The following is a 25431-nucleotide window of genomic DNA, read 5'->3' as shown; positions in this document are numbered from 1 at the left end:
CGTGTTTTTCGCAGGTTAGCATATTCACATGCGCTATTAATCTAAATTTACTTATATTTAAGGTGTATTAATTGAATGTTTAATTATTAACTAGAGATATATGCTAAGAGTTATCCTATTTTTAAGATTATTCTCTTGTATATGTATTCGCTATATAATTGTTTATATAACTCATTGAAATGTGAGTAAAAGCGCGTTTTTTTATACCAACCCTACACTCTTTTGATCCGGCAACAGCATTTACCCCGATTGGGGTATGCACCTCTAACACATCCTGAAATATCTTACTGTTAAAAATAACTACTCATAAATAGTGCGGTTACTTATTGTCGTTCAACCCGCTCAGGGAGAGCGTCATTTATGGAAGGACAATGTCATGGTTGATTTATCCCGTCGAGGCATGTTGACAGGTAGCTGGCGTAACGCCAGTACGGGGATCCGTCCGCCGTGGAGCATGGAAGAATCTCACTTTCTGGCGCATTGCCTGCGTTGTGACGCCTGCGTCCAGGCGTGTGAAACCGGCATCCTGCAGCGAGGCCAGGGCGGTTTTCCGAGCGTAAATTTCAAACACGGCGAGTGCAGCTTTTGTTACGCCTGCGCAGAGGCCTGTCCCGAATCACTCTTTCTTCCGCGCCACACCAGGGCCTGGGATCTGAATGTTACGATCGGTGAAAACTGTCTCGCCAATCAATCTGTAGAGTGCCATCGCTGTCAGGATAGCTGTGAACCCATGGCCATTACCTTTCGCCCCACGCTGTCCGGTATATATCAGCCACAGCTCGACAATCAAGCCTGTAGCGGATGTGGTGCGTGTGTCGCGACCTGTCCGGTATCAGCCATTAATGCGGAGTACCACCATGGACACTAACTGGCAGGTTTGCAGCCTGGTCGTTCAGGCCAAAAGTCAGCACATCAACGATATCGCTACGCAGTTACGTACATTTCCAGGTTGTGAAGTTGCACTCAGCGATGTGGAAAGCGGCCAACTGATTGTGGTGGTAGAAGCAGAACACAGTGAAACACTAATGAAAACAATTGAGTCAGTGCGCAACGTTGCGGGCGTACTGGCGGTGTCGCTGGTTTATCACCAGCAGGATGAGCAAGGTGAGGAAACACCATGAAACTCAGTCGTCGTAGCTTTATGAAAGCTAACGCCGTTGCGGCCGCTGCGGCGGCTGCCGGGTTAAGCGTGCCGGGCGTTGCCCGCGCGGTAGTCGGTCAGCAAGAAGCGATCAAATGGGACAAAGCCCCGTGCCGTTTTTGCGGTACTGGCTGTGGCGTATTGGTTGGCACCCAGCAAGGCCGTGTTGTGGCATGCCAGGGTGACCCGGAAGCGCCGGTTAACCGTGGACTTAACTGTATTAAAGGGTATTTCCTACCCAAAATCATGTACGGAAAAGACCGTTTAACGCAGCCAATGCTGCGCATGAAGGACGGTAAATATCACAAAGAAGGCGAGTTCACCCCGATTAGCTGGGATCAGGCCTTTGATGTGATGGAAGAAAAATTCAAAACGTCGCTGAAAGAGAAAGGACCTGATGCCATCGGCATGTTTGGTTCCGGTCAGTGGACCATCTGGGAAGGCTACGCCGCCGCGAAGCTGTTCAAAGCCGGTTTCCGTACCAACAATATCGACCCGAACGCGCGTCACTGCATGGCGTCGGCGGTGGTTGGCTTTATGCGTACCTTTGGTATGGATGAGCCGATGGGCTGCTATGACGATATCGAACATGCGGATGCGTTCGTGCTGTGGGGTGCGAACATGGCGGAAATGCACCCAATTCTGTGGTCGCGCATCACTAACCGTCGTCTGTCCGATCCCAACGTCAACGTTGCGGTTCTCTCTACCTATCAGCATCGTAGCTTTGAGCTGGCAGATAACGGCATGGTCTTCACGCCGCAAAGCGACCTGGTGATCCTCAACTATATCGCCAACTATATCATTCAAAACAATGCGATAAACCAGGATTTCTTCAGCAAACACGTTAACCTGCGCAAAGGTGCGACGGATATTGGCTACGGCTTACGCCCAACGCATCCGCTGGAAAAAGCCGCGAAAAACCCTGGTTCCGATGCGTCTGAGCCGATCAGCTTCGAAGAGTACAAGGCGTTTGTTGCGGACTATACGCTGGATAAAACCGCAGAAATGACCGGCGTGCCGAAAGATCAGCTGGAACAGCTGGCGCAACTGTATGCCGATCCGAAGAAGAAAGTTATCTCCTACTGGACGATGGGCTTTAACCAGCATACTCGCGGCGTATGGGCCAATAACCTGGTCTATAACCTGCACCTGCTAACCGGCAAAATCTCTCAGCCTGGCTGCGGACCGTTCTCGCTGACCGGCCAGCCTTCCGCCTGTGGTACCGCCCGTGAAGTTGGGACGTTCTCTCACCGTCTGCCTGCGGACATGGTGGTGACTAACGAGAAGCACCGCGATATCTGTGAAAAACACTGGAATCTTCCGACCGGCACCATCCCGGCGAAAGTCGGTCTGCACGCCGTGGCGCAGGACCGTGCGCTGAAAGACGGCAAGCTGAATGTCTACTGGGTGATGTGTAACAACAACATGCAGGCCGGGCCGAACATCAACGAAGAGCGTATGCCGGGTTGGCGCGATCCGCGCAACTTTATCATCGTGTCCGATCCGTATCCGACTGTCAGCGCTCTGGCTGCCGACCTGATCCTGCCGACCGCAATGTGGGTAGAAAAAGAAGGGGCCTACGGTAACGCCGAGCGTCGTACTCAGTTCTGGCGTCAGCAAATTAAAGCGCCGGGTGAAGCGAAGTCTGACCTGTGGCAAATGGTGCAGTTTGCCCGTCGTTTCAAAACCGAAGAGGTCTGGCCGGAGGAACTGCTGGCACAGAAACCGGAGCTGCGCGGTAAAACGCTGTACGACGTCCTGTTCGCCACGCCTGCGGTGACGAAATTCCCGCTGACGGAACTGGCTGACGATCAGCTGAACGATGAATCCCGCGAACTGGGCTTCTATCTGCAAAAAGGGCTGTTCGAAGAGTACGCCTGGTTTGGTCGCGGTCATGGTCACGATCTGGCGCCATTTGACGATTACCACAAAGCGCGCGGTTTACGCTGGCCGGTGGTCGACGGTAAAGAGACCCAGTGGCGCTACAGCGAAGGTAACGACCCTTACGTGAAGGTGGGCGAAAGCTACAAGTTCTACGGCAAGCCGGATGGCAAAGCGGTCATCTTCGCGCTGCCGTTTGAACCCGCCGCAGAAGCACCGGATAAAGAGTATGACCTGTGGCTCTCCACCGGTCGCGTGCTGGAGCACTGGCACACCGGTAGCATGACGCGCCGCGTACCTGAACTGCACCGCGCCTTCCCGGAAGCCGTCCTGTTTATTCATCCGCTGGATGCGAAAGCCCGCGATCTGCGTCGTGGCGACAAGGTGAAAGTGGTTTCCCGTCGTGGCGAAGTGATTTCGATTGTTGAAACCCGCGGTCGTAACCGTCCACCGCAGGGGCTGGTGTACATGCCGTTCTTCGACGCCGCACAGCTGGTGAACAACCTGACGCTGGATGCGACGGATCCGCTCTCTAAAGAGACGGATTTCAAGAAGTGCGCCGTGAAGCTGGCGAAGGTGTAACGCGTTATGTCCCGGTCAGCAAAACCCCAAAATGGCCGCCGCCGCTTTCTGCGCGATATGGTTCGCGCAGCGGGCGGGCTGGCCGCCGTTGGCGTGGTGCTGGGGTTGCAACAGCAAACTGCACGTGCAACCGGCGTGCGGTTGCGCCCGCCAGGGGCATTGGCTGAAGACGCCTTTGCCAGCGCCTGCGTGCGCTGTGGACAGTGCGTTCAGGCTTGCCCGTACGACACGCTGAAACTGGCAACGCTGGCCTCCGGGCTGGCAGCGGGGACGCCGTATTTTATCGCGCGCGACATTCCCTGCGAAATGTGTGAAGACATCCCGTGCGCCAAAGTCTGCCCAAGCGGCGCGTTGGACAAGGAGATCGAATCCATTGACGATTCACGCATGGGACTGGCGGTACTGCTGGATCACGAGAACTGCCTCAACTATCAAGGGCTGCGCTGCGATGTCTGTTATCGCGAATGTCCAAAGATAGACGAGGCCATCACCCTGGAACTGGATCGCAATATGCGCACCGGTAAGCACGCGCGGTTTATTCCGACCGTACACAGCGATGCCTGCACCGGATGCGGTAAATGTGAAAAGGTCTGCGTGCTGGAACAGCCGGCAATAAAAGTGCTGCCGCTGTCGCTGGCGAAAGGGGAGTTGGGACACCATTACCGCTTCGGTTGGCTGGAGGGGAACAATGGCAAATCGTAAACGTGATGCCGGGCGTGAAGCGCGGGAGAAAAAAGGCTGGTGGCGCAGCCACCGTTGGCTGGTGCTGCGTCGTCTGACGCAGTTTTTGGTGCTGGCAATGTTTCTCAGCGGCCCGTGGTTAGGGGTGTGGATCCTGCATGGCAATTACAGCAGCAGCCTGTTGCTGGATACCATCCCATTCACCGATCCGCTGATTACGCTGCAAAGCCTCGCCAGTGGACATCTGCCTGCGACCGTAGCGTTAATCGGTGCTGCACTTATTACGGGGCTGTATGCCCTGGCCGGTAAGCGGTTGTTTTGCAGCTGGGTCTGCCCAATGAACCCGGTCACTGATTTGGCAAGTGTGTTACGCAGAAGGTTTGACCTGAATCAGTCTGCGACTATTCCGCGCCATATACGGTACGTCCTGCTGGTCGTTATCCTGGTGGGATCCGCGCTGACCGGTACGCTGCTGTGGGAATGGATAAACCCGGTCTCTTTGCTGGGACGTAGCCTGGTAATGGGATTCGGTAGCGGTATCCTGCTGATTATTGCACTGTTTTTATTTGATTTACTGGTTGTTGAGCATGGCTGGTGCGGGCACCTTTGCCCATTAGGCGCGCTGTATAGCGTGCTGGGAAGCAAAGGGGTGTTAACCGTGTCAGCAAAAGAACGCGAGAGATGTAACCGCTGTATGGATTGTTTTCATGTTTGCCCGGAACCGCATGTGCTACGTGCCCCGGTGCTGGATGAGCAAAGTCCGGTGCAGGTAACCAGTCGCGATTGCATGGGTTGCGGTCGCTGTGTGGATGTCTGTTCTGAGGATGTTTTTACAATAACAACACGATGGAGTTCGGGAGCGAAATCATGAAAAGCCATGACCTGATTAAAGCGCTGAGTCAAATGGCGGCCGCGCTGGCCCTGGTAGTGAGTGGGGCCGTTTGGGCTGCAAACGGAGTGGATCTGAGCCAGTCACCGGAAGTCTCGGGGACCCAGGAAGGGGCGATTCGCATGCCGAAAGAGCAGGAGCGTATGCCGCTGAACTATGTTAACCAGCCGCCGATGGTCCCGCACAGCGTTGACGGTTACCAGGTAACGACCAACACCAACCGCTGTCTGCAATGCCACGGCGTCGAAAGCTATCGCACCACCGGCGCGCCGCGCATTAGCCCGACGCACTTTATGGATAGCGATGGCAAAGTACTGGCGGAAGTCGCGCCGCGTCGCTATTTCTGTCTGCAGTGCCATGTCCCGCAGGCGGATGCTGCACCGATTGTCGAAAATACCTTCACCCCCTCGAAAGGTTACGGGAAATAAGAGGTCATTATGGAAAATTCTAACCGTAAACCAGGCTGGATTAAGCGCGTCTGGCAATGGTGGCGTCGCCCCAGCCGTCTGGCGCTCGGCACGCTGTTGTTAATCGGCTTTGTGGGCGGCATTATTTTCTGGGGCGGCTTTAATACCGGTATGGAAAAGGCCAATACGGAAGAGTTCTGCATTAGCTGTCACGAAATGCGCAACACGGTATACCAGGAATACATGGAAACCGTACACTACAACAACCGCAGTGGTGTACGAGCTACGTGTCCTGATTGCCACGTCCCGCACGAGTGGGGCCCGAAAATGATCCGTAAAATCAAGGCCAGCAAAGAACTGTACGCGAAAGCACTGGGGTTGATAGATACACCGCAAAAATTTGAAGACCATCGTCTGACGATGGCGCAAAATGAATGGCGGCGTATGAAAGACAATAATTCGCAAGAGTGTCGTAACTGCCACAACTTCGAGTTTATGGATTTAACTGCCCAGAAAGGCGTGGCGGCTAAAATGCATGACCAGGCCGTAAAAGAAGGGCAAACGTGTATTGACTGTCATAAAGGGATTGCACACAAGCTGCCTGATATGCGCGAAGTCAAACCGGGCTTTTAACAGGATGTAAATAATCAGGATGCTTGAAGCCAGAGAACTGCTCTGTGAGCGAGATGACAGAATACTGTTTAGCGAGCTGTCATTTCGCGTTAACGCAGGGGAATGGGTGCAAATTACCGGAAGTAACGGTGCGGGGAAAACGACCCTGTTGCGGTTGCTTACCGGGCTGGCTCGTCCTGATGCCGGAGACGTTCTCTGGCAAGGTCAACCGCTGCATCAGGTGCGGGACAATTTCCATCAGGAACTGCTGTGGATCGGACATCAGCCGGGGATAAAAACCCGGCTTTCGGCGTTGGAGAATCTGCGGTTTTTCCATCATGATGGCGATATCGCCCAGTGTCTGGAGGCGCTGGCACAGGCAGGTCTTGCCGGATATGAAGATATTCCGGTCAATCAGCTCTCCGCCGGGCAGCAGCGTCGTGTTGCGCTGGCTCGCCTGTGGCTAACCCGCGCCCGACTGTGGATCCTCGATGAACCGTTCACCGCGATTGATGTTAATGGCGTTGAGCGTCTCACCCAACGTATGGCTCAGCATACGGAGCAGGGCGGAGTTGTTATTCTGACGACTCACCAACCTCTCAATGTAGAAACCAATAAAGTGCGGCGCATCGCGCTGACCCGCGAGAGGACAGCACAATGATGTGGCGAATTTTCCGTTTAGAACTGCGGGTTGCGTTTCGTCATAGTGCGGAGATCGCCAATCCGTTATGGTTCTTCCTGATTGTGATTACGTTATTCCCGCTGAGCATTGGCCCAGAGCCACAGCTGCTGGCGCGCATTGCGCCGGGGATTATCTGGGTGGCGGCATTACTGGCGTCGTTGCTGGCGCTGGAACGCTTATTCCGTGATGACCTGCAGGACGGTAGCCTTGAGCAGCTGATGCTGTTGCCGTTACCGTTACCGGCTGTGGTGCTGGCGAAGGTGATGGCGCATTGGGTAGTGACTGGCCTGCCGCTGCTGATCCTCTCGCCGTTGGTGGCGTTGCTGCTGGGCATGGATATGTACGGGTGGAAAATTATGGCGCTAACCCTGCTGCTCGGCACGCCAACACTGGGTTTTCTCGGGGCACCGGGCGTGGGGTTAACGGTGGGATTAAAGCGTGGCGGCGTATTGTTAAGTGTACTGGTGCTACCGCTCACGATTCCATTACTGATTTTTGCTACTGCCGCGATGGATGCTGCCTCAATGCACTTACCCGTTGAAGGCTACATGGCGATTCTGGGCGCACTGTTGGTTGGCAGCGCAACGTTAAGTCCGTTTGCGACAGCGGCGGCGCTACGTATTAGCGTGCAGTAACTGTAGGCCGGATAAGGCGCAAGCGCGACCATCTGGCACCAAGGTAATTTCATTTGTTTTGCTTGAGTCTGGTGACTGAACTATGTGGAAAATACTTCATCAACTGGCGATGCCCCCACGGCTCTATCAGATCTGTGGCTGGTTTATCCCGTGGCTGGCCATTGCCAGTGCAGTGGTACTGGTAACGGGCTGGATCTGGGGATTTGGCTTTGCACCCGCGGATTATCAGCAGGGACAAAGTTATCGCATCATCTACCTGCACGTCCCGGCGGCAATCTGGTCGATGGGCATTTACGCCTCAATGGCGGTTGCCGCGTTTATCGGCCTGGTCTGGCAGATGAAAATGGCCAACCTGGCGCTGGCGGCGATGGCGCCCATTGGTGCGGTGTTTACCTTTATTGCCCTGGTGACCGGTTCTGCATGGGGTAAACCGATGTGGGGAACCTGGTGGGTGTGGGATGCCAGACTCACCTCTGAACTGGTGCTGCTGTTTCTCTACGTTGGCGCGATTGCGCTGTGGCACGCATTTGATGACCGCCGTGTAGCAGGGCGTGCCGCGGGGATTCTGGTGCTGATTGGCGTGGTGAACTTACCGATCATTCACTACTCGGTAGAATGGTGGAATACGCTGCACCAGGGGTCAACCCGTATGCAGCAAAGTATCGACCCGGCGATGCGCGCGCCGCTGCGTCTGGCGATCGTCGGTTACCTGTTACTGTTTGTCACGCTGACGCTGATGCGCATGCGTAACCTGATTTTGTTGATGGAAAAACGCCGCCCGTGGGTGAGTGAACTGATCTTAAAAAGAGGCCGCCAATGACCCCTGCATTTGCATCCTGGAGTGATTTTTTCGCCATGGGCGGTTACGCCTTGTATGTCTGGCTGGCCGTGGCGATGAGCGTTATCCCGCTGACGGTGCTGGTACTGCATTCCGCGCTACAGCACCGCGCGATTTTACGCGGCGTGGCGCAGCAGCGGGCAAGAGAAGCGCGCATGCGTGCGGCGCAAGTACAGCGGGAGGCGGCGTGAATATTCGACGTAAAAATCGGCTATGGATAGCCTGTGCGGTACTGGCGGGCCTGGCATTGACCATCACGCTGGTGCTTTACGCGCTGCGTTCCAATATCGACTTGTTCTATACGCCGGGCGAAATCCTCTACGGCAAGCGTGAAACCCAGCAGATGCCAGAAGTCGGCCAACGCCTGCGCGTGGGTGGCATGGTCATGCCGGGCAGTGTAAAGCGTGACCCGCAATCGCTGAAGGTGAATTTCAGCATCTATGACGCCGAAGGCGTGGTGGATGTGACGTATGAAGGCATCCTGCCGGATCTGTTCCGTGAAGGGCAGGGCGTCGTTGTTCAGGGTGAGCTGGGCGAGGGGAATCATGTTCAGGCAAAAGAAGTTCTCGCCAAACATGATGAGAATTACACCCCGCCGGAAGTCGAAAAAGCGATGCAGGAAAACCATCGTCGCCCGGAAAGTGTGTATAAGGATAAAACGTCATGATGCCTGAAATTGGCAACGGGCTGCTGTGCCTGGCGCTTGGCGTCGCATTGCTGCTCTCGGTTTATCCGCTGTGGGGCGTTGCGCGCGGCGATGTACGGATGATGGCCTCTGCGCGGCCCTTTGCCTGGCTGTTGTTTATCTGTGTGATGGGCGCGTTTTTGGTGTTGATTAACGCCTTTGTAGTCAATGACTTTACCGTGACCTACGTCGCCAGCAACTCCAATACCCAGCTTCCGGTCTGGTATCGTGTGGCGGCCACGTGGGGCGCGCATGAAGGCTCGCTGCTGCTGTGGGTGCTGCTGATGAGTGGCTGGACCTTTGCCGTGGCGCTGTTTAGTCAGCGTATGCCGCTGGATATCGTCGCCCGTGTGCTGGCGGTGATGGGGATGGTTAGCGTCGGCTTCCTGCTGTTTATTCTGTTTACCTCCAACCCGTTTGCCCGCACGCTGCCGGACTTCCCGATAGAAGGGCGCGATCTGAACCCGCTGTTGCAGGATCCGGGGCTTATTTTCCACCCGCCGCTGCTGTATATGGGTTATGTCGGCTTCTCCGTTGCCTTTGCTTTTGCCATTGCAGCGCTGATGAGCGGGCGTCTGGACAGCACCTTTGCCCGTTTTTCACGCCCGTGGACGCTGGCGGCGTGGGTGTTTCTGACGCTGGGTATTGTGCTCGGTTCGGCCTGGGCTTACTACGAGTTGGGCTGGGGCGGCTGGTGGTTCTGGGATCCGGTAGAGAACGCCTCGTTTATGCCGTGGCTGGTGGGGACGGCGCTGATGCACTCCCTGGCCGTTACGGAGCAACGCGCCAGCTTTAAGGCCTGGACGTTACTGCTGTCGATCTGCGCGTTCTCACTGTGCCTGTTGGGGACGTTCCTCGTGCGCTCGGGCGTGCTGGTGTCGGTACATGCCTTCGCCTCCGATCCGTCGCGCGGGATGTTTATCCTGGCCTTTATGGTGCTGGTGATTGGTGGTTCTCTGCTGCTGTTTGCGGTACGTGGGCATAAGGTTCGATCGCGGGTCAATAACGCACTGTGGTCGCGTGAATCGCTGCTGCTGGGGAACAACGTTTTGCTGATTGCCGCCATGCTGGTGGTTCTGCTGGGCACGCTGTTGCCGTTGGTGCATAAACAGCTGGGGCTGGGCAGTATTTCGATTGGTGAGCCGTTCTTTAATACCATGTTCACCTGGCTGATGGCACCGTTTGCGCTGTTGTTGGGGATTGGGCCGCTGGTGCGCTGGGGACGCGACCGACCGCGCAAACTAAAAACGTTGCTGATTATCGCTTTTGTCACCACGCTGGTAATGTCCGTGCTGCTACCGTGGTTGTTTGAGGATCGCATTGCCGCGATGACCGTCGTCGGCATGGCAATGGCCTGCTGGATATTTGTGCTGGCCATGTCTGAGGCATTTCTGCGTATTTCACGCGGCACGAAGCTGACGCCGAGTTACTGGGGTATGGTGTCGGGTCACGTAGGGCTTGCCGTCACTATCGTCGGTATTGCGTTTAGCCAGAACTACAGCGTTGAACGCGATGTGCGCATGAAGGCGGGCGATAGTGTCGGCATTCATGATTACCAGTTCACCTTCCGTGAAGTGAAAGATATCACCGGTCCTAACTATCGCGGCGGTGTCGCGATTATTGGCGTCACGCGTGACGGCAAACCGGAAGCGACGCTGCATGCGGAAAAACGCTTTTATAACAGCACCAGCTCGATGATGACCGAGGCGGCCATTGACGGCGGATTTACCCGTGACCTGTACGCGGCGCTGGGCGAGGAGCTGGACAACGGCGCATGGGCCGTGCGTCTGTATTACAAACCGTTTATTCGCTGGATTTGGGCCGGAGGGTTACTGATGGCGCTGGGCGGATTGTTCTGCCTGTTTGATCCGCGCTATCGCCAGCGCACGCGTCCCCGCACTGCCGGGCAAGAAAAAGCGCCGGAGGCTGTATGAAGCGCAACGCACTGTTAATTCCGTTTATTATTTTTCTCGTGATTGCCGCAGCGTTGCTGTGGCAGCTGGCACGTAACGCGCAGGGCGACGATCCTACAAATCTGGAGTCGGCGCTGATCGGTAAACCGGTACCGACATTCCGTCTGGAGTCGCTGGAGAACCCGGGTCAGCATTATCAGGCCGATGTGCTTACGCAGGGCAAGCCGGTACTGCTTAACGTCTGGGCGACCTGGTGTCCGACCTGTCGCGCTGAACATCAGTATCTGAACCAGCTTTCAGCGCAGGGCATTCGGGTTGTGGGTCTGAACTACAAAGACGATCGCCAGAAAGCTATCGTCTGGCTGAAAGAGCTGGGTAATCCGTATGCGCTGAGCCTGTTTGACGGCGACGGGATGCTGGGTCTGGATCTGGGGGTGTACGGCGCGCCGGAAACGTTCCTGATCGACGGGAAAGGCATTATTCGTTACCGCCATGCCGGTGATTTAAACGCCAGGGTGTGGGAGAGCGAGCTCAAACCGTTGTGGGATAAGTACAGTAAGGAGGCCGCGCAATGAGGTTTTTACTGGGCGTGCTGATGCTGATTGTCTCAGGTTCGGCGTTGGCCACTATCGATGTGATGCAGTTCAAGGACGAAGCGCAGGAGCAGCAGTTCCGCCAGCTTACCGAGCAGCTGCGTTGTCCAAAATGTCAGAACAACAGCATTGCTGATTCAAACTCGATGATTGCCACCGACCTGCGTCAGAAAGTGTATGAGCTGATGCAAGAAGGGAAAAGCCAGAAAGAGATCGTCGATTATATGGTGGCGCGTTATGGCAACTTCGTGACCTACGATCCGCCGCTGACACCACTGACCGTACTGCTGTGGGTGATGCCGCTGGTGGCGATTGGTCTGGGAGGCTGGATTATCTTCGCCCGCTCTCGTCGTCGCGTTCGCCTGAAGCAGGAAGAATTTCCTGACGATACCACACCGGATGGCACGCGGGGTGGATGGTGGCTGTTTGCACCTGGCGTGGTGGTGGCGCTTGTGGTGGGTGCGGTGAGCTATTACTACACCGGTAATTATAAGCAGGTAAAAGTTTGGCAGCAGGCCACCGCCCAGGCTCCGGGGTTGCTGGAACGCGCGTTGGATCCGAAAGCCGAGCCGCTGAATGAAGAGGATATGACGCGCCTGGCGCTGGGGCTGCGTACGCGGCTGCAATCTGACGCCGGAAACGTTGAAGGCTGGATCATGCTCGGGCGTATTGGCATGGTATTAGGCAATGCCAGTACGGCGACCGAAGCCTATGCTAACGCTTACCGGCTGGATCCGAAAAATAGCGATGCCGCGCTGGGTTATGCGGAAGCGTTGACCCGTTCCTCCGATCCGGACGATAACCGCCGGGGAGGAGAACTGCTGCGTCAACTAGTCAGAAGCGATCATGCCAACGTCCGTGTGCTGAGTATGTATGCGTTTAATGCGTTTGAGCAGCAGCGCTTTGGTGAAGCGGTCGCCGCGTGGGAGATGATGCTGAAATTATTACCTGCCAACGATACCCGCCGCTCGGTGATTGAGCGCAGCATTAAACAAGCGCTGGAACAGCTGTCGCCGCAGGAGAAATAAGCGTGGAAGATGCCGGATGGCGACGCAAAGCGTCTTATCCGGCCTACTGATGCACGCAACTTGTAGGCCCGATAAGCGTAGCGCCATCGGGCAATATCTGGTTATTGCATGCCGCGTGTTTGTAAAAACAGGATGGTAGCCGCAACGCGAGAACGCACGTTAAGTTTGCGCAGCAGATTGCGAATATGCACCTTTACTGTTTGTTCGGAGATATTTAGCACTGACGCGATCTGTTTGTTTGACAGCCCCTGTGCCAGTTCGTGTAATACATCCAGTTCGCGTTCGGTCAGCATGCTGAACGGATCTTCTTCTGCGCCAAATAGCTCACGTTCACGCAGGTAGTTGCTGACGCGTTCGCTGAAGGCTTTACCGCCTTTCGCACCGCTGCGAATAGCTTCGAGCAACACTTCCGGATCGCTGTCTTTCAGCAAATAACCGTCAGCGCCAGCATCAATTAAGGCATAAACATCGCTGGCGGAATCCGATACGGTAAGAATGATAATTTGTGCTGTGATGCCATCCCGGCGCAGCGCATTCAGGGTATCCAGTCCGCTCATACCTTTCATATTGAGATCCAGCAGGATCACATCCAGGTCAAGCCGGTTTGCCAGATCGATAGCACTCGCGCCGTCGCCTGCTTCGGCAACCACGTCAAATGCGCTATCCAGCTGCAGTAATTGACTGATTCCTCGCCGCATGAGTGGGTGGTCATCAACGATCATCACCTTAAAAGGTGTTAATTCAGGCATCTTCTTCTCCTGAGCACTCTTAATTTCGTTATATTTCGGGGCATGGGATAATCCTGATTTATCACGCAGATGATAAGGCAACGTGACCCTACTTTTTACAGGTGCAAATAGTATATCCTGACTCAAAAAGCTCTCATTGGAATTTTTACAAAGAATACTCTTTATGACTTGAATCAAGGTGCTGCCGGTTTGCGAGACGAAATAAAAAAACCGCAACGACTGGCGCTGCGGTTGCCTTTTAATTGCTGAGCGTCATCTTAAAAATGGCGCTTAGTTTTTCTCGTTTGCCAGCGTCATCGATTTAGCGTTGGCTTTGGTAAGCAGCTTCAGTGCAAAGAGCGCCAGCAGCAGTCCACCGATACCGAAGATGATGTCGCCCGGGACACGCAGCCAGACCAGTGTTTCAACGATATGCGAGTGAATCACTTCCGGAGAGCGCGCGTACCACAGCCCCTTATCAATGCTGGCCCATGACTGATAAATCCCTACCGGCAGCAGCGAGACAAAGACCATCCACGTTAAGCCGATGTTCATCAACCAGAATGCCCATTTCAACAGAGAATCAACCCAATGGTTGTCCGGCAGCAGACCACGCAGACAGAACAACATTAGACCAATACCGAGCATACCGTATACGCCAAACAGCGCGGCATGAGCATGCGCTGCCGTCAGGTTCAGACCCTGCACGTAGTACAGTGAAATCGGCGGGTTGATGGCGAAGCCCAGCAGGCCAGCGCCGACCATATTCCAGAATGCCACGGCCACGAAGAAGAAGATCATCCAACGGTAACGCTGTACCCACGGTGCTTTACGTGCCAGTGAGTAACTGTGTGCAGCTTCAATCCCAACCAGCGACAGCGGAACCACTTCCAGTGCAGAGAAAATTGAACCCCAGGCAATGACGGAGATCGGTGCGCCAGTGAAGTACAGGTGGTGCAGCGTTCCCAGAATGCCACCAAACAGGAAGATGATGGTCGAGAACAGTGTTGCTTTGTTCGCCGCGCTACTACGAATAAGACCCAGACGACAGAAGATAAGCGCAATCACGGCGGTGGCGAAGACTTCAAAGAAACCTTCTACCCACAGGTGAACCAGCCACCAGCGCCAGTATTCAATAATGGCGTAATGCGTCTTAAAGCCCCAAATCAGGGACGTAGAGTAGAACAGGCCGATACAAATGGCTGCCAGGAACATCAGCATGATCAGACCACGGTTTTCTGATGGACGGGTGAGGGCAGGCCATAATGCACGTCCCACCAGTACCAGCCAAATCATCAGGCCGATAAACAGCAGCCACTGCCACATGCGTCCCATGTTGGTGAACTCGAGACCCTGGGCACCAATATAGAAGTTCTGTTTGGCATCCAGATAGCCCATTGCACCCAACCAGCCGAAGCCCAGCGAACCAACCACCAGAATCAGCAGCGCAACAAACAGAATATTAACGCCCAGACGCTGGAATGCGGGTTCTTTGCCGGAAATCAGCGGGGCGATATACAGACCGGTTGCCAGCCACGCGGTAGCAATCCACAGAACTGACAGCTGGGTGTGCCAGCTACGCAGTACGGTGTACGGTAAGATTTTCGATAGCGGGATGCCGAAGAAATCCTGGCCTTCCACGCTGTAGTGCGCAGTCATCGAACCGAGGAAAATTTGCACCATAAACAGGGCGATAACCACGTAAAAATATTTTGTGGTTGCGCGCATCGACGGTGTCAGCGTCAGCCGGAACAGCGGATCGCTGGCCGGAGAGACAATGGTTTCGTCTTCTTCGTTACGAAAATGGTACCAGACCAGGGCACCAATACCGCCCAGCAGCAGAATGACGCTGGCAATAGACCAGATGCCTAAGCTGGCACTTGGCGTATTACCCACCAGCGCTTCATGCGGCCAGTTGCTGGTGTAAGTGATGGTATCATCTGGGCGTTCGGTGGTGGCAGCCCAGGCGCTCCAGAAGAAGAAGGCACCGAGATCCTGCCGGTCCAGAGAAGAGGAAAGTGTGTTTTCCTTCATCGCATAGTCAACGCGCAGCGCGTGGAAATCAGGCGCGTCGCTGAACAGACCGTCATAATGCGCGGCAACCTCACGAATGGCTTTGGCGCGCTCCGGTGTAATAATGATGACATTACGCAGCGCGTCATAGCTATTATGGCGCATCTCCTGTTTCATCAGGCCGCCCGCAACCAGCTGTTGTTCTTGCGTTAGCGCATCGAACGGTTGCTGATATTTTTTCTCGGCGATGATGTCGCGTAAGGCAAGCGCTTCACGGTGCAGCCAGTCCGCAGACCAGTCAGGCGCAACGTAGCTGCCATGGCCCCAAACGGAACCCAGCTGTTGACCGCCAGATTTAAACCAGGCTTCCTGCCCATCCTGAATTTGTTCCCCGGTGAAAACCTGCTCACCATCCGTCGTGATAACTTGTGCCGGAATAGGCGGAGCCTGCTGATAAATCTCGCCGCCCAGCCACAGTAGCACGCCAAAGGACGCCAGGCAGATAACGAGAAGCGTTAGCCATAAACGCTTTGAGTAATGCATAACCTAACCTTTTTTATTGTACAAAGCCTGAGCCATCGCGACGCAGGAGGGGGAAGGTACTTTCCCCTGACATATCTTTACACATATAAACATGTATTTTAAATACAACTTTGTGTGTATAAAGAGGGTTATGCGTTGATTTTGATTTATAAGTAAGTCGATGGGGCGAGTACGGAAGTGTCACTATCAACAGATAGCGTTAAATGTGTTTCTTAACGACACAAAAATTATTCAGTTATTACGTCACTATTTTTCAATCGTGTTAAATAATGGCAGGCACATTATTGCTAAGCAGGTATCCATCGAACACCTGCTCATCGTATTATTTAGCGCAATACACTCTCGCCTCACGAGGTGTGTAGATACCGATAGTAATAATACGCAAGAAAACATCCATTCCCGATTCCTGTACTTCGGTACGGATAACTTTGTCTGCACCACCACAAACAAGTGCTGCATCAATAGTTTGCGACTGGCCTATGCCGTGAACAAAAAAGCTCTGTTTGACCTCTTGGGTCGGTTTTTCGGCAATGCCGTTATTTATTTTAAAGGTTTGCTGTGCACAACCTGATAACGCTACAGCTGCCACTAATGCCATCATTAACTTTTTCATTTTACCATCGTAGGGTTAGGATAGAAATGTCATGTTCTTATTTATTTTATTTCGCACATATCCGACCAGCGATTCATTCTGCTATGAAATGCTTAACGTTTAAGCAGGGTTTATTAAAGTAAAAAATTAATAAAATATTTGTGTCATTACTGTAATATCGATTTGCTGTTTGACAACATTAATTAAATATCAACTTTAATGAGCGGCAATAATAAACAATGTTGATATTAAAGATGCAAGCAGCTGGCAGAGAAGTCAGCAGGGTGAATTATGCCAGGCACCGGCCAGGCACCGGCCAGGAAAGAGGGCGCTGAGTCCCGGCAAATTGCAGACATAAAAAAACCAATCGTAGAAGATTGGTTTTTTTGGGGAATTTTGGTCGGCACGAGAGGATTTGAACCTCCGACCCCCGACACCCCATGACGGTGCGCTACCAGGCTGCGCTACGTGCCGACACTATGGCGCTAATACTACTGCTTTCCACCACGATTGCAAGAGGATGGTTTACTAACTGATTTATAATTAATCAGTTAGCAATAAAACGTTTCTCATCCGTCAGAACCTGTAGCAGTAAGCTCAGCTGTGGTTTCTGATCTTTAATCTTCTCGCCGCGTAAATCATAGGTCTGGTAATTACCGTTGTTGTTGAGCACCAGCGTCATTTCTGGAGTGGTAATCGCCATTGTGCTGCTGTCGGCGGCCGTTACCCAATAGTGGCGTCGCGTGGCATTAAACAAATCCTGGCCTTGCGAATATTCGTTTGCCGGTGTGCTGACGTGCAGTAGTCGCTGCATCAGCGTGGTCATCAGGTCGGTATGATCGGTCAGGCTATTAATGCGCTGAGCGGGTGTACCCGGCCAGTGAATTATCAGTGGAACCTGAAGATGACCGCGCGACCAGTCGAAGCGATTCTCATCCTGTGACAGTGGGACACCCCGACCGGCGGTAATAATCACCACCGTGTTGTTGAGCTTACCCGAATCACGCAGGGCGCCCAGAACGCGGTTAATGTTCGCATCTACGTCCTGAGCGGCGTTGGCGTAGCGTTTAGCAAAGTTCTTCTGGTTGCTGTCATCAATGTTAGTCCCGTTAAAGGAGACCCATGAGAACCAGCGGTTATCTTCCTGCGCGTAGCGGCCCAGCCAGTTGACCCATTGGTTCGCCGTTTGTTCGTCAGATTGTGTCTGCACGCTTGGCATGGAGAAGTCTGACAGCAGCGCCTGGCGATAGAGCGGGCTGGTAAAGCCGTCAGAGGAGAATAACCCCAACTGATAACCTTGTTGATTCAGGGCAGAGATCAGCGCGGCAGGCGTTCTGCTTGCCAGAATGCCGTCCATATAGCTTGGCGACACGCCATAGAACAGGCCAAAAATACCGTTATCGGAGGTATTACCGGAACTCATATGGCGCGTGAAGGAAATATTTTGCCCGGCAAATTCTGCCAGGGCTGGCATCTGTTTTTCAAAGCGCGAGTAGTTCAGACCGTCTACGGTGATCAGCAGGACGTTCTGGCCGGTACCCATATCACGATAGCGTAAATCGCTAAGCGGATACTGCACGGAGACCGCTTCCGGATTACCTTGTTCGATCAGGCGGCGCTGATACTCTTGCGCATCCAGCAAACCATGTTTTTCCAGAAACTTACGCGCTGTCATTGGGTAAGACAGCGGCAGGTTTGCGCGCTGCATAGTGATCGGCCGATAGAAATTGGCGTCCGCCCAGATGTACACCACATGCGATGCGATGAACGATACGAAAAAGAAAGCGGCTAAAGGTTTCGCGAAATGACGGCGACGCGTCAGGCTGCGCAGCTTTTGCCAGCTCCAGGTCGCAAACAACATTTCTATTAGCAGAATAATCGGCACGCTGATGAACATCAGCTGCCAGTCACGCGTCGTTTCGTTCTGATCGGGGTTAATGACCAGTTCCCAGACAATCGGATTGAGATGCAGGTGGAAACGGGTGAACACTTCGCTGTCAATCAACAGCAGCGTCATGCCCACGGTCGCCAGGATGGCTGATAAGAATCGCATCAGCCTCTGGGACATGACGATAAACGTCAGGGGGAACAGGATCAGCAAATAGGCGGCAAACACCAGGAAGCTAAAATGCCCGACAACGCTCAGATAAGAATAAACACGACCTGCAAGCGTTGTCGGCCAGTCGGCGACAAACAGGTAACGACTACCGAGCACCATGGCCAACAGAATGTTGAACAAGGCGAACCAGTGCCCCCAGCTAACCATCTGGGAGACTTTCTCACGGTAGCGTTGACGATGAGTTACCATAAACTGTTGTTCGTTTCCCCGGAGCAGGCTCTTAGTGCGCTTGGTCGTCGTTTATCGAAGACTGCAATGCGCGGGCAAATGAATTCGCAATCGCCTGGCGCTGGGCCGGTGCGACGCTTGTATTGATAAGGTTAGTGACCATGTTTCCCAGTACCATCAGGGAAAGATCGGTCGGTGCCTTATGTTTTTCCAGTACGTTGAGCATTTCATTCAGCAATTGTTCAACGTGTTCGTCACTATAGCGGGAAATTTGTGGCATAAATCGAAATCTGTCTGTTCATGAAAGGGCAACATATTACCGTAGCGACAGTTTTTTTTCTGCTTTTTTATCTTCTATTGCGTCACTGCCCGGCAGGTGGTTGAATACCGCCCGGTCTTAAAGGAGAGTTTATCATGAGTCTGGATATCAACCAGATTGCCCTGCACCAGCTTATCAAGCGTGATGAGCAGAACCTTGAGCTGGTCTTGCGCGATTCATTACTGGAGCCGACGGCGACCGTTGTCGAGATGATGGCTGAGCTGCATCGGGTATATAGCGCCAAGAATAAAGCCTATGGCCTGTTTAGCGAAGAGAGCGAACTGGCGCAAACGCTGCGTTTGCAGCGTCAGGGCGAAGAGGATTTTCTGGCGTTCAGTCGTGCCGCAACCGGGCGTCTGCGCGATGAGCTGGCGAAGTATCCGTTTGCTGACGGCGGCATCGTGCTGTTCTGTCATTACCGTTACCTGGCGGTAGAGTATCTGCTGGTGGCGGTGCTGAACAACTTAAGCAGCATGCGCGTGAATGAAAATCTGGATATCAACCCGACGCACTATCTGGATATCAATCATGCTGATATCGTGGCGCGTATTGATTTAACCGAGTGGGAAACCAACCCGGAGTCCACGCGGTATCTGACGTTCCTGAAAGGAAGGGTAGGGCGTAAAGTTGCCGATTTCTTTATGGATTTCCTCGGGGCCAGCGAAGGACTGAATGCGAAAGCGCAAAACCGTGGCCTGCTGCAGGCGGTAGACGACTTCACTGCCGAAGCTCAACTGGATAAAGCTGAACGCCAGAACGTGCGTCAGCAGGTTTATAGCTACTGTAACGAGCAGCTTCAGGCTGGTGAAGAGATTGAACTGGAGTCCCTGTCAAAAGAACTTTCCGGCGTCAGCGAAGTCAGCTTCAGTGAATTTACCGCGGATAAAGGCTATGAGCTGGAAGAGAGCTTCCCGGCAGATCGCAGCACGCTGCGTCAGTTAACCAAGTTTGCCGGTAGCGGCGGTGGGTTAACGATCAATTTCGACGCCATGCTGCTGGGCGAACGCATTTTCTGGGATCCGGCGACGGACACCTTAACCATTAAAGGTACGCCGCCTAACCTGCGCGATCAGTTGCAGCGTCGTACTTCTGGCGGAAAATAAGGGCATACTACATAAAAGGACGCAGTAGTGAGTAAAGGAATACGTCAGAAGCCGCCTGTTAATTTCAGTTTATTTCGGCAGGTTTTTTACGCGCACATTGTAACATTTTTGATGATGTTGATGCTTGGTATTGTGTTCATCGTTCTCTCGTTGGTACTGTTTTATACTCATGGTGCCAACTGGTTACTGAGCTTGTCCATATGCCCACTGTTCTTATTTACTGGTTTATTCATTACTGGATTTGCTTTTAAATCAACTTATTCCAGCATGAGTTACTATTACGATAAGGGGCAGTTGAAACGGTATGGACTCAATCTTGATGCTACTTTGACACATAAAGAGAAGGTGGAAATAAGCATCGATAATGCAAAGCGTCGAGTGCGCGTAGATGAACTGGAACTCCATGTCTTTTTTGATTTTCAGTTTGATAGCAAGACATGGAGCGGCGGCGACTTACTTACCAATGAAAAGGTATTTGATGCGTTGAATGAAGGGCAAACTATGCCAATACGAATTTTGCCGTGGAAACCGGAAAGTGCCAGCGTTCGTCAACGGGCATTATTCAATCGGCTTAAAGGTATGAATACAGCAGCGGAAACTACAGATCCTCGATTAGGGGAGGCGTTAATTGAATTTGACGAGATTTAAGAAAGCGGAAAAGCAAAGTGGGTTCTCGTTGCTCTTAATGTCGTCAAACTAAATTAAACGCATAAAAAAACCCCGCCGAGGCGGGGTTTTTCTTCAACTTGTTGGCGATTACGCGCGAACGAAGTCGATGTGAGCCAGTTTCGGCTTGAACGGGTGACGCTGTACAGCCTGAGCTTTAACTTTAACTTCTTTACCGTCAACAACGATGGTCAGAACTTCGCTGTAAAATTCAGCTTTAGCTTGCATGTTCATGATTGAATCGTGATCCAGTTCGATAGCAATCGGGGCTTCTGCGCCACCGTAGATGATTGCCGGGAACTTGTTAGCGGTACGCAGGCGGCGGCTCGCACCCTTACCCTGCTCTTTACGTACTTCAGCGTTAATAGTAAACATTTAAATCTCTCTTTAATAATTCCTGCTACAGGCGACCCAGCAACAGGTAAGTGATCTGCTTTGCGTATGCAAAAGCGGGCGAGATTCTATCCTCAAATGACGGGTACATCAATCAAAAGTACGATTAACCGCGTAATTCATGTGCCCGGCGGAAGCGGCCTTCATAATCAAAGACCTTTTCACGAACCTGCCAGTACTGGCCTTTCATGCGCGCGACCACAAAATCGGGATGGCGTAACAATGCCTGCTGCGCCAGGATGTCGGCGGCAGTTATCCAGCGTAAAGGGATGCCGGGTGTGCGGGTGTGCGGGCGAATAAACAGCTGTTCAAAGGCCGTGCGCTGCGCGGGAGTGTGCAAACGAAATCGTTCGCTGACGTCGGCGCCATCCTCGTCATAATAGGTAATCTTCAGCCATTCGCCTTTTTCATCCTGGCCGTTTTGTAACACCATACCGCTGCAGCGCAGGACCAGCGCATCTTTGAGCCTGAGCGCTGCTTTCAGCATATCGTCCGGATCGACCAGTACGGTATCGCATTCCCGGCAACGGCGGGCGGCAATGTCATTTTCTGCATTGCACTGTGGGCAGTTTTTGAAACGGAAGCGAAAGTCACACTGCTCGCGATGGCCATCATCATCTTCAAACCACCCCTGACAGCGACGGCCAAAGTGTTCGAACAGCGTGCCATCGGCTGTGGTCTTACCCCAGAAGGTGTTAGCAAACCCGCAGGCCGGGCAGAATACCTGTACCGGAACGTTGTCGCTTTTGCCCTTCGGCGCACCCACTTCCGGGGCATACAGATCGTGAGGATTACCCGCGTAGTCGAGGATCAGACAATCCGTTTTTCCCGGCGCCAGACGCAGCCCTCGTCCGACGATTTGTTGATACAGGCTAACGGACTCGGTGGGGCGCAGTATCGCAATGAGATCGACATGTGGGGCGTCAAACCCGGTGGTCAGCACCGCTACGTTGACCAGATAGCGAAAGCGCTGGGCTTTGAAATCCTCAATCAACACATCTCGCTCTGCGCCAGGCGTGTCACCGGTGATCAGTGCGGCATCGTCTGCGGGCAGCAGACCAACAATCTCTTTCGCGTGCTCCACGGTAGCGGCAAATATCATGACGCCTTTACGCGTCTGGGCAAATTCAACAATCTGGCTGATGATATGCGGTGTTATCCGCTGCTGTTTTTTCAGCTCATGGTTGAGGTCAGCTTCGCTGAACAAACCGTTACTTTGTGCTTGCAGGCGGCTGAAGTCATACTGGACGACCGGCATGTCGAGGCGATCTGGCGGCGTCAGATAGCCGTGCTTAATCATGTAGCGCAGCGGCAGCTCATAAATACAGTCGCGAAAAAGCGCTTTTTCATCGCCGCGCACCATACCGTGATAATGAAAATGGTAAATCCAGCCTTTACCGAGGCGGAAAGGCGTGGCGGTCAGTCCGAGCAGGCGTAGGTGAGGGTTGACGTGGGTCAGGTGAGTCAGAATTTGCTGATACTGGCTCTCTTCGTCGTCACCAATGCGATGGCACTCGTCGACGATGAGCAGGGAAAATTCACCCTGAAACGCTTCCAGATTACGTGCCACCGACTGTACGCTGCCGAAAACCACTTTACCGTGGCTCTCTTTACGCTTCAGGCCAGCGGCAAAGATATCGGCTTCCAGCCCCAACGCACAATATTTGGCATGATTCTGTGCGACCAACTCCTTCACATGCGCCAGCACTAATACGCGCCCACGCGCCACACGCGCCAGTTCAGCAATCACCAGGCTTTTACCGGCCCCGGTTGGCAGGACGATGACCGCAGGTGTGCGGTGGTGGCGAAAATGGTTGAGCGTGGCATCCACGGCTTCTTGTTGGTAAGGGCGAAGTGTAAAAGTCATGGTCTCACTAGGGTAAACAATAACAATGAATAGTATGCCACGAATCTTTTTCCCTTGAGGGAAGTTGTTAGCCCGCTATACTGAGCGGAAAACGGCTCCACTTTTCGGGCATAACGCTCGATTTCCGTATTGTTACAGGCAAAATCACACTCATGCGACTTGATAAATTTATCGCTCAGCAACTCGGCGTCAGCCGCGCTATTGCCGGGCGTGAAATCCGTGGTAACCGCGTTACCGTCGATGGCGAAATCGTCAGAAATAGCGCCTTTAAACTGCTGCCAGAACATGACGTCGAATACGACGGTAATTCACTGGCTCAGCAAAATGGCCCGCGCTATTTTATGCTCAACAAGCCTCAGGGCTATGTGTGCTCCACGGAAGACCCGGATCATCCGACAGTGCTTTATTTCCTCGATGAACCTGTTGCCCACAAGCTGCATGCGGCAGGGCGTCTGGATATCGACACCACCGGGCTGGTACTGATGACCGATGACGGTCAGTGGTCACACCGCATCACCTCCCCGCGTCACCATTGTGAGAAAACCTATCTGGTGACGTTAGAGTCGCCGGTGGCGGAAGATACCGCCGAACAGTTTACTCGTGGTGTACAGTTGCATAACGAAAAAGATCTGACAAAACCGGCGGTGCTGGAAGTGATTACGCCAACCCAGGTGCGCTTGACTATTAGCGAAGGGCGCTATCATCAGGTTAAGCGTATGTTTGCCGCCGTTGGCAACCATGTTGTGGAACTGCACCGTGAGCGCATCGGCGCCATCAAACTGGATGACGATCTTGCGCCCGGCGAATACCGCCCCTTGACTGAAGAAGAAATCGCCAGCGTTAACGTAACCCCTCGTTAATTTCAGGAGCTAAATGTGACCACCCGGCAGAACTCTTCAATTGCCATTGTTTTTATCCTTGGCTTGTTGGCCATGTTAATGCCGTTGTCGATTGATATGTATCTTCCGGCGCTGCCGGTGATCTCTGCTCAGTTTGGCGTGCCTGCGGGCAGTGCGCAAATGACCCTCAGTACCTATATTTTGGGGTTTGCAGTGGGGCAACTGATCTACGGCCCTATGGCAGACAGCATCGGGCGTAAGCCGGTGATTCTGGGGGGAACGCTGGTGTTTGCGGCGGCGGCAGTCGCCTGCGCGCTGGCACAAACTATCGATCAATTGATCACTATGCGTTTCTTCCACGGCCTGGCGGCTGCGGCGGCGAGCGTGGTGATTAACGCCCTGATGCGCGATATTTATCCGAAAGAAGAGTTTTCACGCATGATGTCCTTCGTCATGCTGGTCACAACGATTGCGCCGCTGCTGGCGCCGATTGTCGGTGGCTGGGTGCTGGTATGGTTAAGCTGGCACTACATCTTTTGGATCCTGGCCGTGGCGGCAATTCTGGCTTCGGTGATGATTTTCACCTTGATCAAAGAGACCTTGCCCGTTGAGCGACGCCAGCCGTTTCGTTTGCGTACCACAATGGGCAATTTCGCCTCGCTGTTTCGCCATAAGCGCGTGTTGAGCTATATGCTGGCCAGCGGATTTAGTTTTGCTGGGATGTTCTCGTTTCTCAGCGCTGGTCCCTTTGTCTACATTGAGATCAACCATGTTTCGCCGCAGAACTTTGGCTATTACTTTGCGCTGAACATTGTCTTCCTGTTTGTGATGACCATTATTAACAGCCGCTTTGTTCGGCGGGTTGGGGCATTGAATATGTTCCGCACCGGGCTGTGGATCCAGTTTGTTATGGCGGGCTGGATGGTATTTAGCGCGCTGTTCGGGTTGGGCTTCTGGGCGCTGGTGGTCGGTGTTGCGGCGTTTGTTGGTTGCGTATCGATGGTGTCATCTAATGCGATGGCAGTGATCCTCGATGAGTTCCCGCATATGGCTGGCACGGCGTCGTCGCTGGCGGGAACCTTCCGCTTTGGCATCGGTGCCATTGTAGGTGCGCTACTGTCACTGGCGACCTTTAACTCGGCCTGGCCGATGATCTGGACGATTGCCTTTTGTGCGTCCTGTTCCATTCTCTTCTATCTCTATGCCAGTCGAGCCAAAAAAACGGTGATCTAATACACAACCTGGGGGGCATTTGCCCCCCGGAGTTGATGTACATCAACCGCTAATCTATCTATTCCCCTGGTTATGTTTATTTTATGTAAAATCAATTTATGTAAAAAGTCACATCATTGTAGTTAAAAAGGTTGAGTTAGATCGCAGAAACGCGTACATATAGCCCGGAAAACTGCCAGAACCGTTGAATAAATTTAAATATTGGGTTCGGAAAGTGGCATACGGACAGGGTGTAAACGTTTGCCAACTGTCTAAAGACGTATTGTCAATGATGTGTTAAT

General features: G+C 53.2%; 26 protein-coding genes and 1 tRNA gene. 19 read left to right on the top strand and 8 right to left on the bottom strand.

What is annotated here, in order from left to right; genetic code table 11:
* The first annotated feature begins 376 nt into the window (after positions 1–376).
* The 15 genes from napF to M2374_RS05630 all read left to right on the top strand — a co-directional run bounded on the left by napF (position 377) and on the right by M2374_RS05630 (position 12567).
* A complete protein-coding gene (gene napF / locus M2374_RS05700; RefSeq protein ID WP_096756428.1) occupies positions 377–868 on the top strand; it encodes a ferredoxin-type protein NapF in 492 nt (163 codons plus the stop codon).
* Complete coding sequence (gene napD, locus M2374_RS05695) at positions 858–1121, top strand: chaperone NapD (RefSeq protein ID WP_096756429.1); 264 nt, start codon at positions 858–860, stop codon at positions 1119–1121. The genes napF and napD overlap by 11 nt, the downstream gene beginning before the upstream one ends.
* Positions 1118–3604, top strand: coding sequence for a nitrate reductase catalytic subunit NapA (napA, locus tag M2374_RS05690; protein WP_096756430.1), 2487 nt, complete (start codon positions 1118–1120; stop codon positions 3602–3604). The genes napD and napA overlap by 4 nt, the downstream gene beginning before the upstream one ends.
* A 6-nt stretch (positions 3605–3610) precedes the next feature.
* Positions 3611–4306, top strand: coding sequence for a ferredoxin-type protein NapG (gene napG, locus M2374_RS05685; RefSeq protein WP_117343443.1), 696 nt, complete (start codon positions 3611–3613; stop codon positions 4304–4306).
* Positions 4293–5156 (top strand): quinol dehydrogenase ferredoxin subunit NapH, encoded by an 864-nt coding sequence (napH, locus tag M2374_RS05680; protein ID WP_115257950.1) that lies wholly within the window; start codon positions 4293–4295, stop codon positions 5154–5156. Before napG ends, napH begins: the two co-directional genes overlap by 14 nt.
* On the top strand, positions 5153–5602 hold the full coding sequence (gene napB / locus M2374_RS05675; RefSeq protein ID WP_096756433.1) for a nitrate reductase cytochrome c-type subunit: 450 nt from the start codon (positions 5153–5155) through the stop codon (positions 5600–5602). The genes napH and napB overlap by 4 nt, the downstream gene beginning before the upstream one ends.
* 9 nt (positions 5603–5611) lie before the next feature.
* On the top strand, positions 5612–6214 hold the full coding sequence (gene napC / locus M2374_RS05670; RefSeq protein ID WP_096756434.1) for a cytochrome c-type protein NapC: 603 nt from the start codon (positions 5612–5614) through the stop codon (positions 6212–6214).
* A gap of 13 nt (positions 6215–6227) precedes the next feature.
* Entirely contained in the window at positions 6228–6854 is a 627-nt protein-coding gene (gene ccmA / locus M2374_RS05665; RefSeq protein ID WP_096756435.1) for a cytochrome c biogenesis heme-transporting ATPase CcmA, read from the top strand.
* The gene (ccmB, locus tag M2374_RS05660) at positions 6851–7510 is read left to right on the top strand and encodes a heme exporter protein CcmB (protein ID WP_003027542.1); all 660 of its coding nucleotides are present in this window, start codon (positions 6851–6853) and stop codon (positions 7508–7510) included. Before ccmA ends, ccmB begins: the two co-directional genes overlap by 4 nt.
* Before the next feature lie 82 nt (positions 7511–7592).
* A complete protein-coding gene (locus M2374_RS05655; protein ID WP_096756436.1) occupies positions 7593–8330 on the top strand; it encodes a heme ABC transporter permease in 738 nt (245 codons plus the stop codon).
* Complete coding sequence (gene ccmD / locus M2374_RS05650; RefSeq protein ID WP_096756437.1) at positions 8327–8539, top strand: heme exporter protein CcmD; 213 nt, start codon at positions 8327–8329, stop codon at positions 8537–8539. The genes M2374_RS05655 and ccmD overlap by 4 nt, the downstream gene beginning before the upstream one ends.
* A complete protein-coding gene (ccmE, locus tag M2374_RS05645; protein ID WP_096756438.1) occupies positions 8536–9015 on the top strand; it encodes a cytochrome c maturation protein CcmE in 480 nt (159 codons plus the stop codon). The genes ccmD and ccmE overlap by 4 nt, the downstream gene beginning before the upstream one ends.
* Positions 9012–10967 (top strand): heme lyase CcmF/NrfE family subunit, encoded by a 1956-nt coding sequence (locus M2374_RS05640; protein ID WP_181637831.1) that lies wholly within the window; start codon positions 9012–9014, stop codon positions 10965–10967. The genes ccmE and M2374_RS05640 overlap by 4 nt, the downstream gene beginning before the upstream one ends.
* Complete coding sequence (dsbE, locus tag M2374_RS05635; protein ID WP_096756440.1) at positions 10964–11521, top strand: thiol:disulfide interchange protein DsbE; 558 nt, start codon at positions 10964–10966, stop codon at positions 11519–11521. Before M2374_RS05640 ends, dsbE begins: the two co-directional genes overlap by 4 nt.
* Complete coding sequence (locus M2374_RS05630) at positions 11518–12567, top strand: cytochrome c-type biogenesis protein CcmH (RefSeq protein ID WP_135911713.1); 1050 nt, start codon at positions 11518–11520, stop codon at positions 12565–12567. The genes dsbE and M2374_RS05630 overlap by 4 nt, the downstream gene beginning before the upstream one ends.
* Positions 12568–12668: 101 nt before the next feature.
* Here M2374_RS05630 and narP read toward each other — a convergent pair whose 3' ends face one another.
* The 6 genes from narP to M2374_RS05600 all read right to left on the bottom strand — a co-directional run bounded on the left by narP (position 12669) and on the right by M2374_RS05600 (position 19010).
* Positions 12669–13316, bottom strand: coding sequence for a nitrate/nitrite response regulator protein NarP (narP, locus tag M2374_RS05625; RefSeq protein WP_115257955.1), 648 nt, complete (start codon positions 13314–13316; stop codon positions 12669–12671).
* 270 nt (positions 13317–13586) lie between these two features.
* Positions 13587–15851 carry a nitric-oxide reductase large subunit gene (locus tag M2374_RS05620; RefSeq protein ID WP_115257956.1) on the bottom strand — a complete coding sequence of 755 codons (2265 nt, stop codon included), beginning with the start codon at positions 15849–15851 and terminating at the stop codon, positions 13587–13589.
* Positions 15852–16173: 322 nt separating this feature from the next.
* Positions 16174–16464: a Bor family protein gene (locus tag M2374_RS05615; protein WP_115257957.1), complete on the bottom strand. Its 291-nt coding sequence runs from the start codon at positions 16462–16464 to the stop codon at positions 16174–16176.
* Between the two features lie 376 nt (positions 16465–16840).
* Positions 16841–16917: transfer RNA gene (locus tag M2374_RS05610), tRNA-Pro, on the bottom strand.
* 73 nt (positions 16918–16990) lie between these two features.
* Complete coding sequence (gene yejM / locus M2374_RS05605) at positions 16991–18751, bottom strand: LPS biosynthesis-modulating metalloenzyme YejM (protein ID WP_181688933.1); 1761 nt, start codon at positions 18749–18751, stop codon at positions 16991–16993.
* Positions 18752–18782: 31 nt separating this feature from the next.
* Positions 18783–19010 (bottom strand): YejL family protein, encoded by a 228-nt coding sequence (locus tag M2374_RS05600; RefSeq protein WP_096756447.1) that lies wholly within the window; start codon positions 19008–19010, stop codon positions 18783–18785.
* Positions 19011–19144: 134 nt separating this feature from the next.
* Here M2374_RS05600 and yejK point away from each other — a divergent pair, with 134 nt between their 5' ends.
* Both yejK and M2374_RS05590 read left to right on the top strand, forming a co-directional pair.
* Entirely contained in the window at positions 19145–20152 is a 1008-nt protein-coding gene (gene yejK, locus M2374_RS05595; RefSeq protein WP_005129293.1) for a nucleoid-associated protein YejK, read from the top strand.
* Positions 20153–20179: 27 nt separating this feature from the next.
* Positions 20180–20800 carry a hypothetical protein gene (locus M2374_RS05590; protein ID WP_135911715.1) on the top strand — a complete coding sequence of 207 codons (621 nt, stop codon included), beginning with the start codon at positions 20180–20182 and terminating at the stop codon, positions 20798–20800.
* A gap of 108 nt (positions 20801–20908) precedes the next feature.
* Here the strand turns inward: M2374_RS05590 and rplY are convergent, their stop codons facing one another.
* Together rplY and M2374_RS05580 are read right to left on the bottom strand one after the other, a co-directional pair.
* Complete coding sequence (rplY, locus tag M2374_RS05585) at positions 20909–21193, bottom strand: 50S ribosomal protein L25 (RefSeq protein ID WP_045445132.1); 285 nt, start codon at positions 21191–21193, stop codon at positions 20909–20911.
* Positions 21194–21317: 124 nt separating this feature from the next.
* Positions 21318–23078, bottom strand: coding sequence for a DEAD/DEAH box helicase (locus tag M2374_RS05580; protein WP_181491160.1), 1761 nt, complete (start codon positions 23076–23078; stop codon positions 21318–21320).
* A gap of 152 nt (positions 23079–23230) precedes the next feature.
* Here M2374_RS05580 and rsuA point away from each other — a divergent pair, with 152 nt between their 5' ends.
* Together rsuA and M2374_RS05570 are read left to right on the top strand one after the other, a co-directional pair.
* Positions 23231–23938, top strand: a complete 708-nt coding sequence (gene rsuA / locus M2374_RS05575) for a 16S rRNA pseudouridine(516) synthase RsuA (protein WP_115258005.1) — start codon at positions 23231–23233, stop codon at positions 23936–23938.
* A 15-nt stretch (positions 23939–23953) separates the two neighbouring features.
* Positions 23954–25150, top strand: coding sequence for a Bcr/CflA family multidrug efflux MFS transporter (locus M2374_RS05570; protein WP_135911718.1), 1197 nt, complete (start codon positions 23954–23956; stop codon positions 25148–25150).
* Positions 25151–25431: the final 281 nt, after the last annotated feature.

The sequence above is a fragment of the Citrobacter sp. JUb117 genome, assembly GCF_024809055.1.
GTDB classification, from domain to species: domain Bacteria; phylum Pseudomonadota; class Gammaproteobacteria; order Enterobacterales; family Enterobacteriaceae; genus Citrobacter; species Citrobacter gillenii.
The sequence above is the reverse complement of the archived record's forward strand: the minus strand, read 5'-3'. Positions and strand labels throughout refer to the sequence as shown.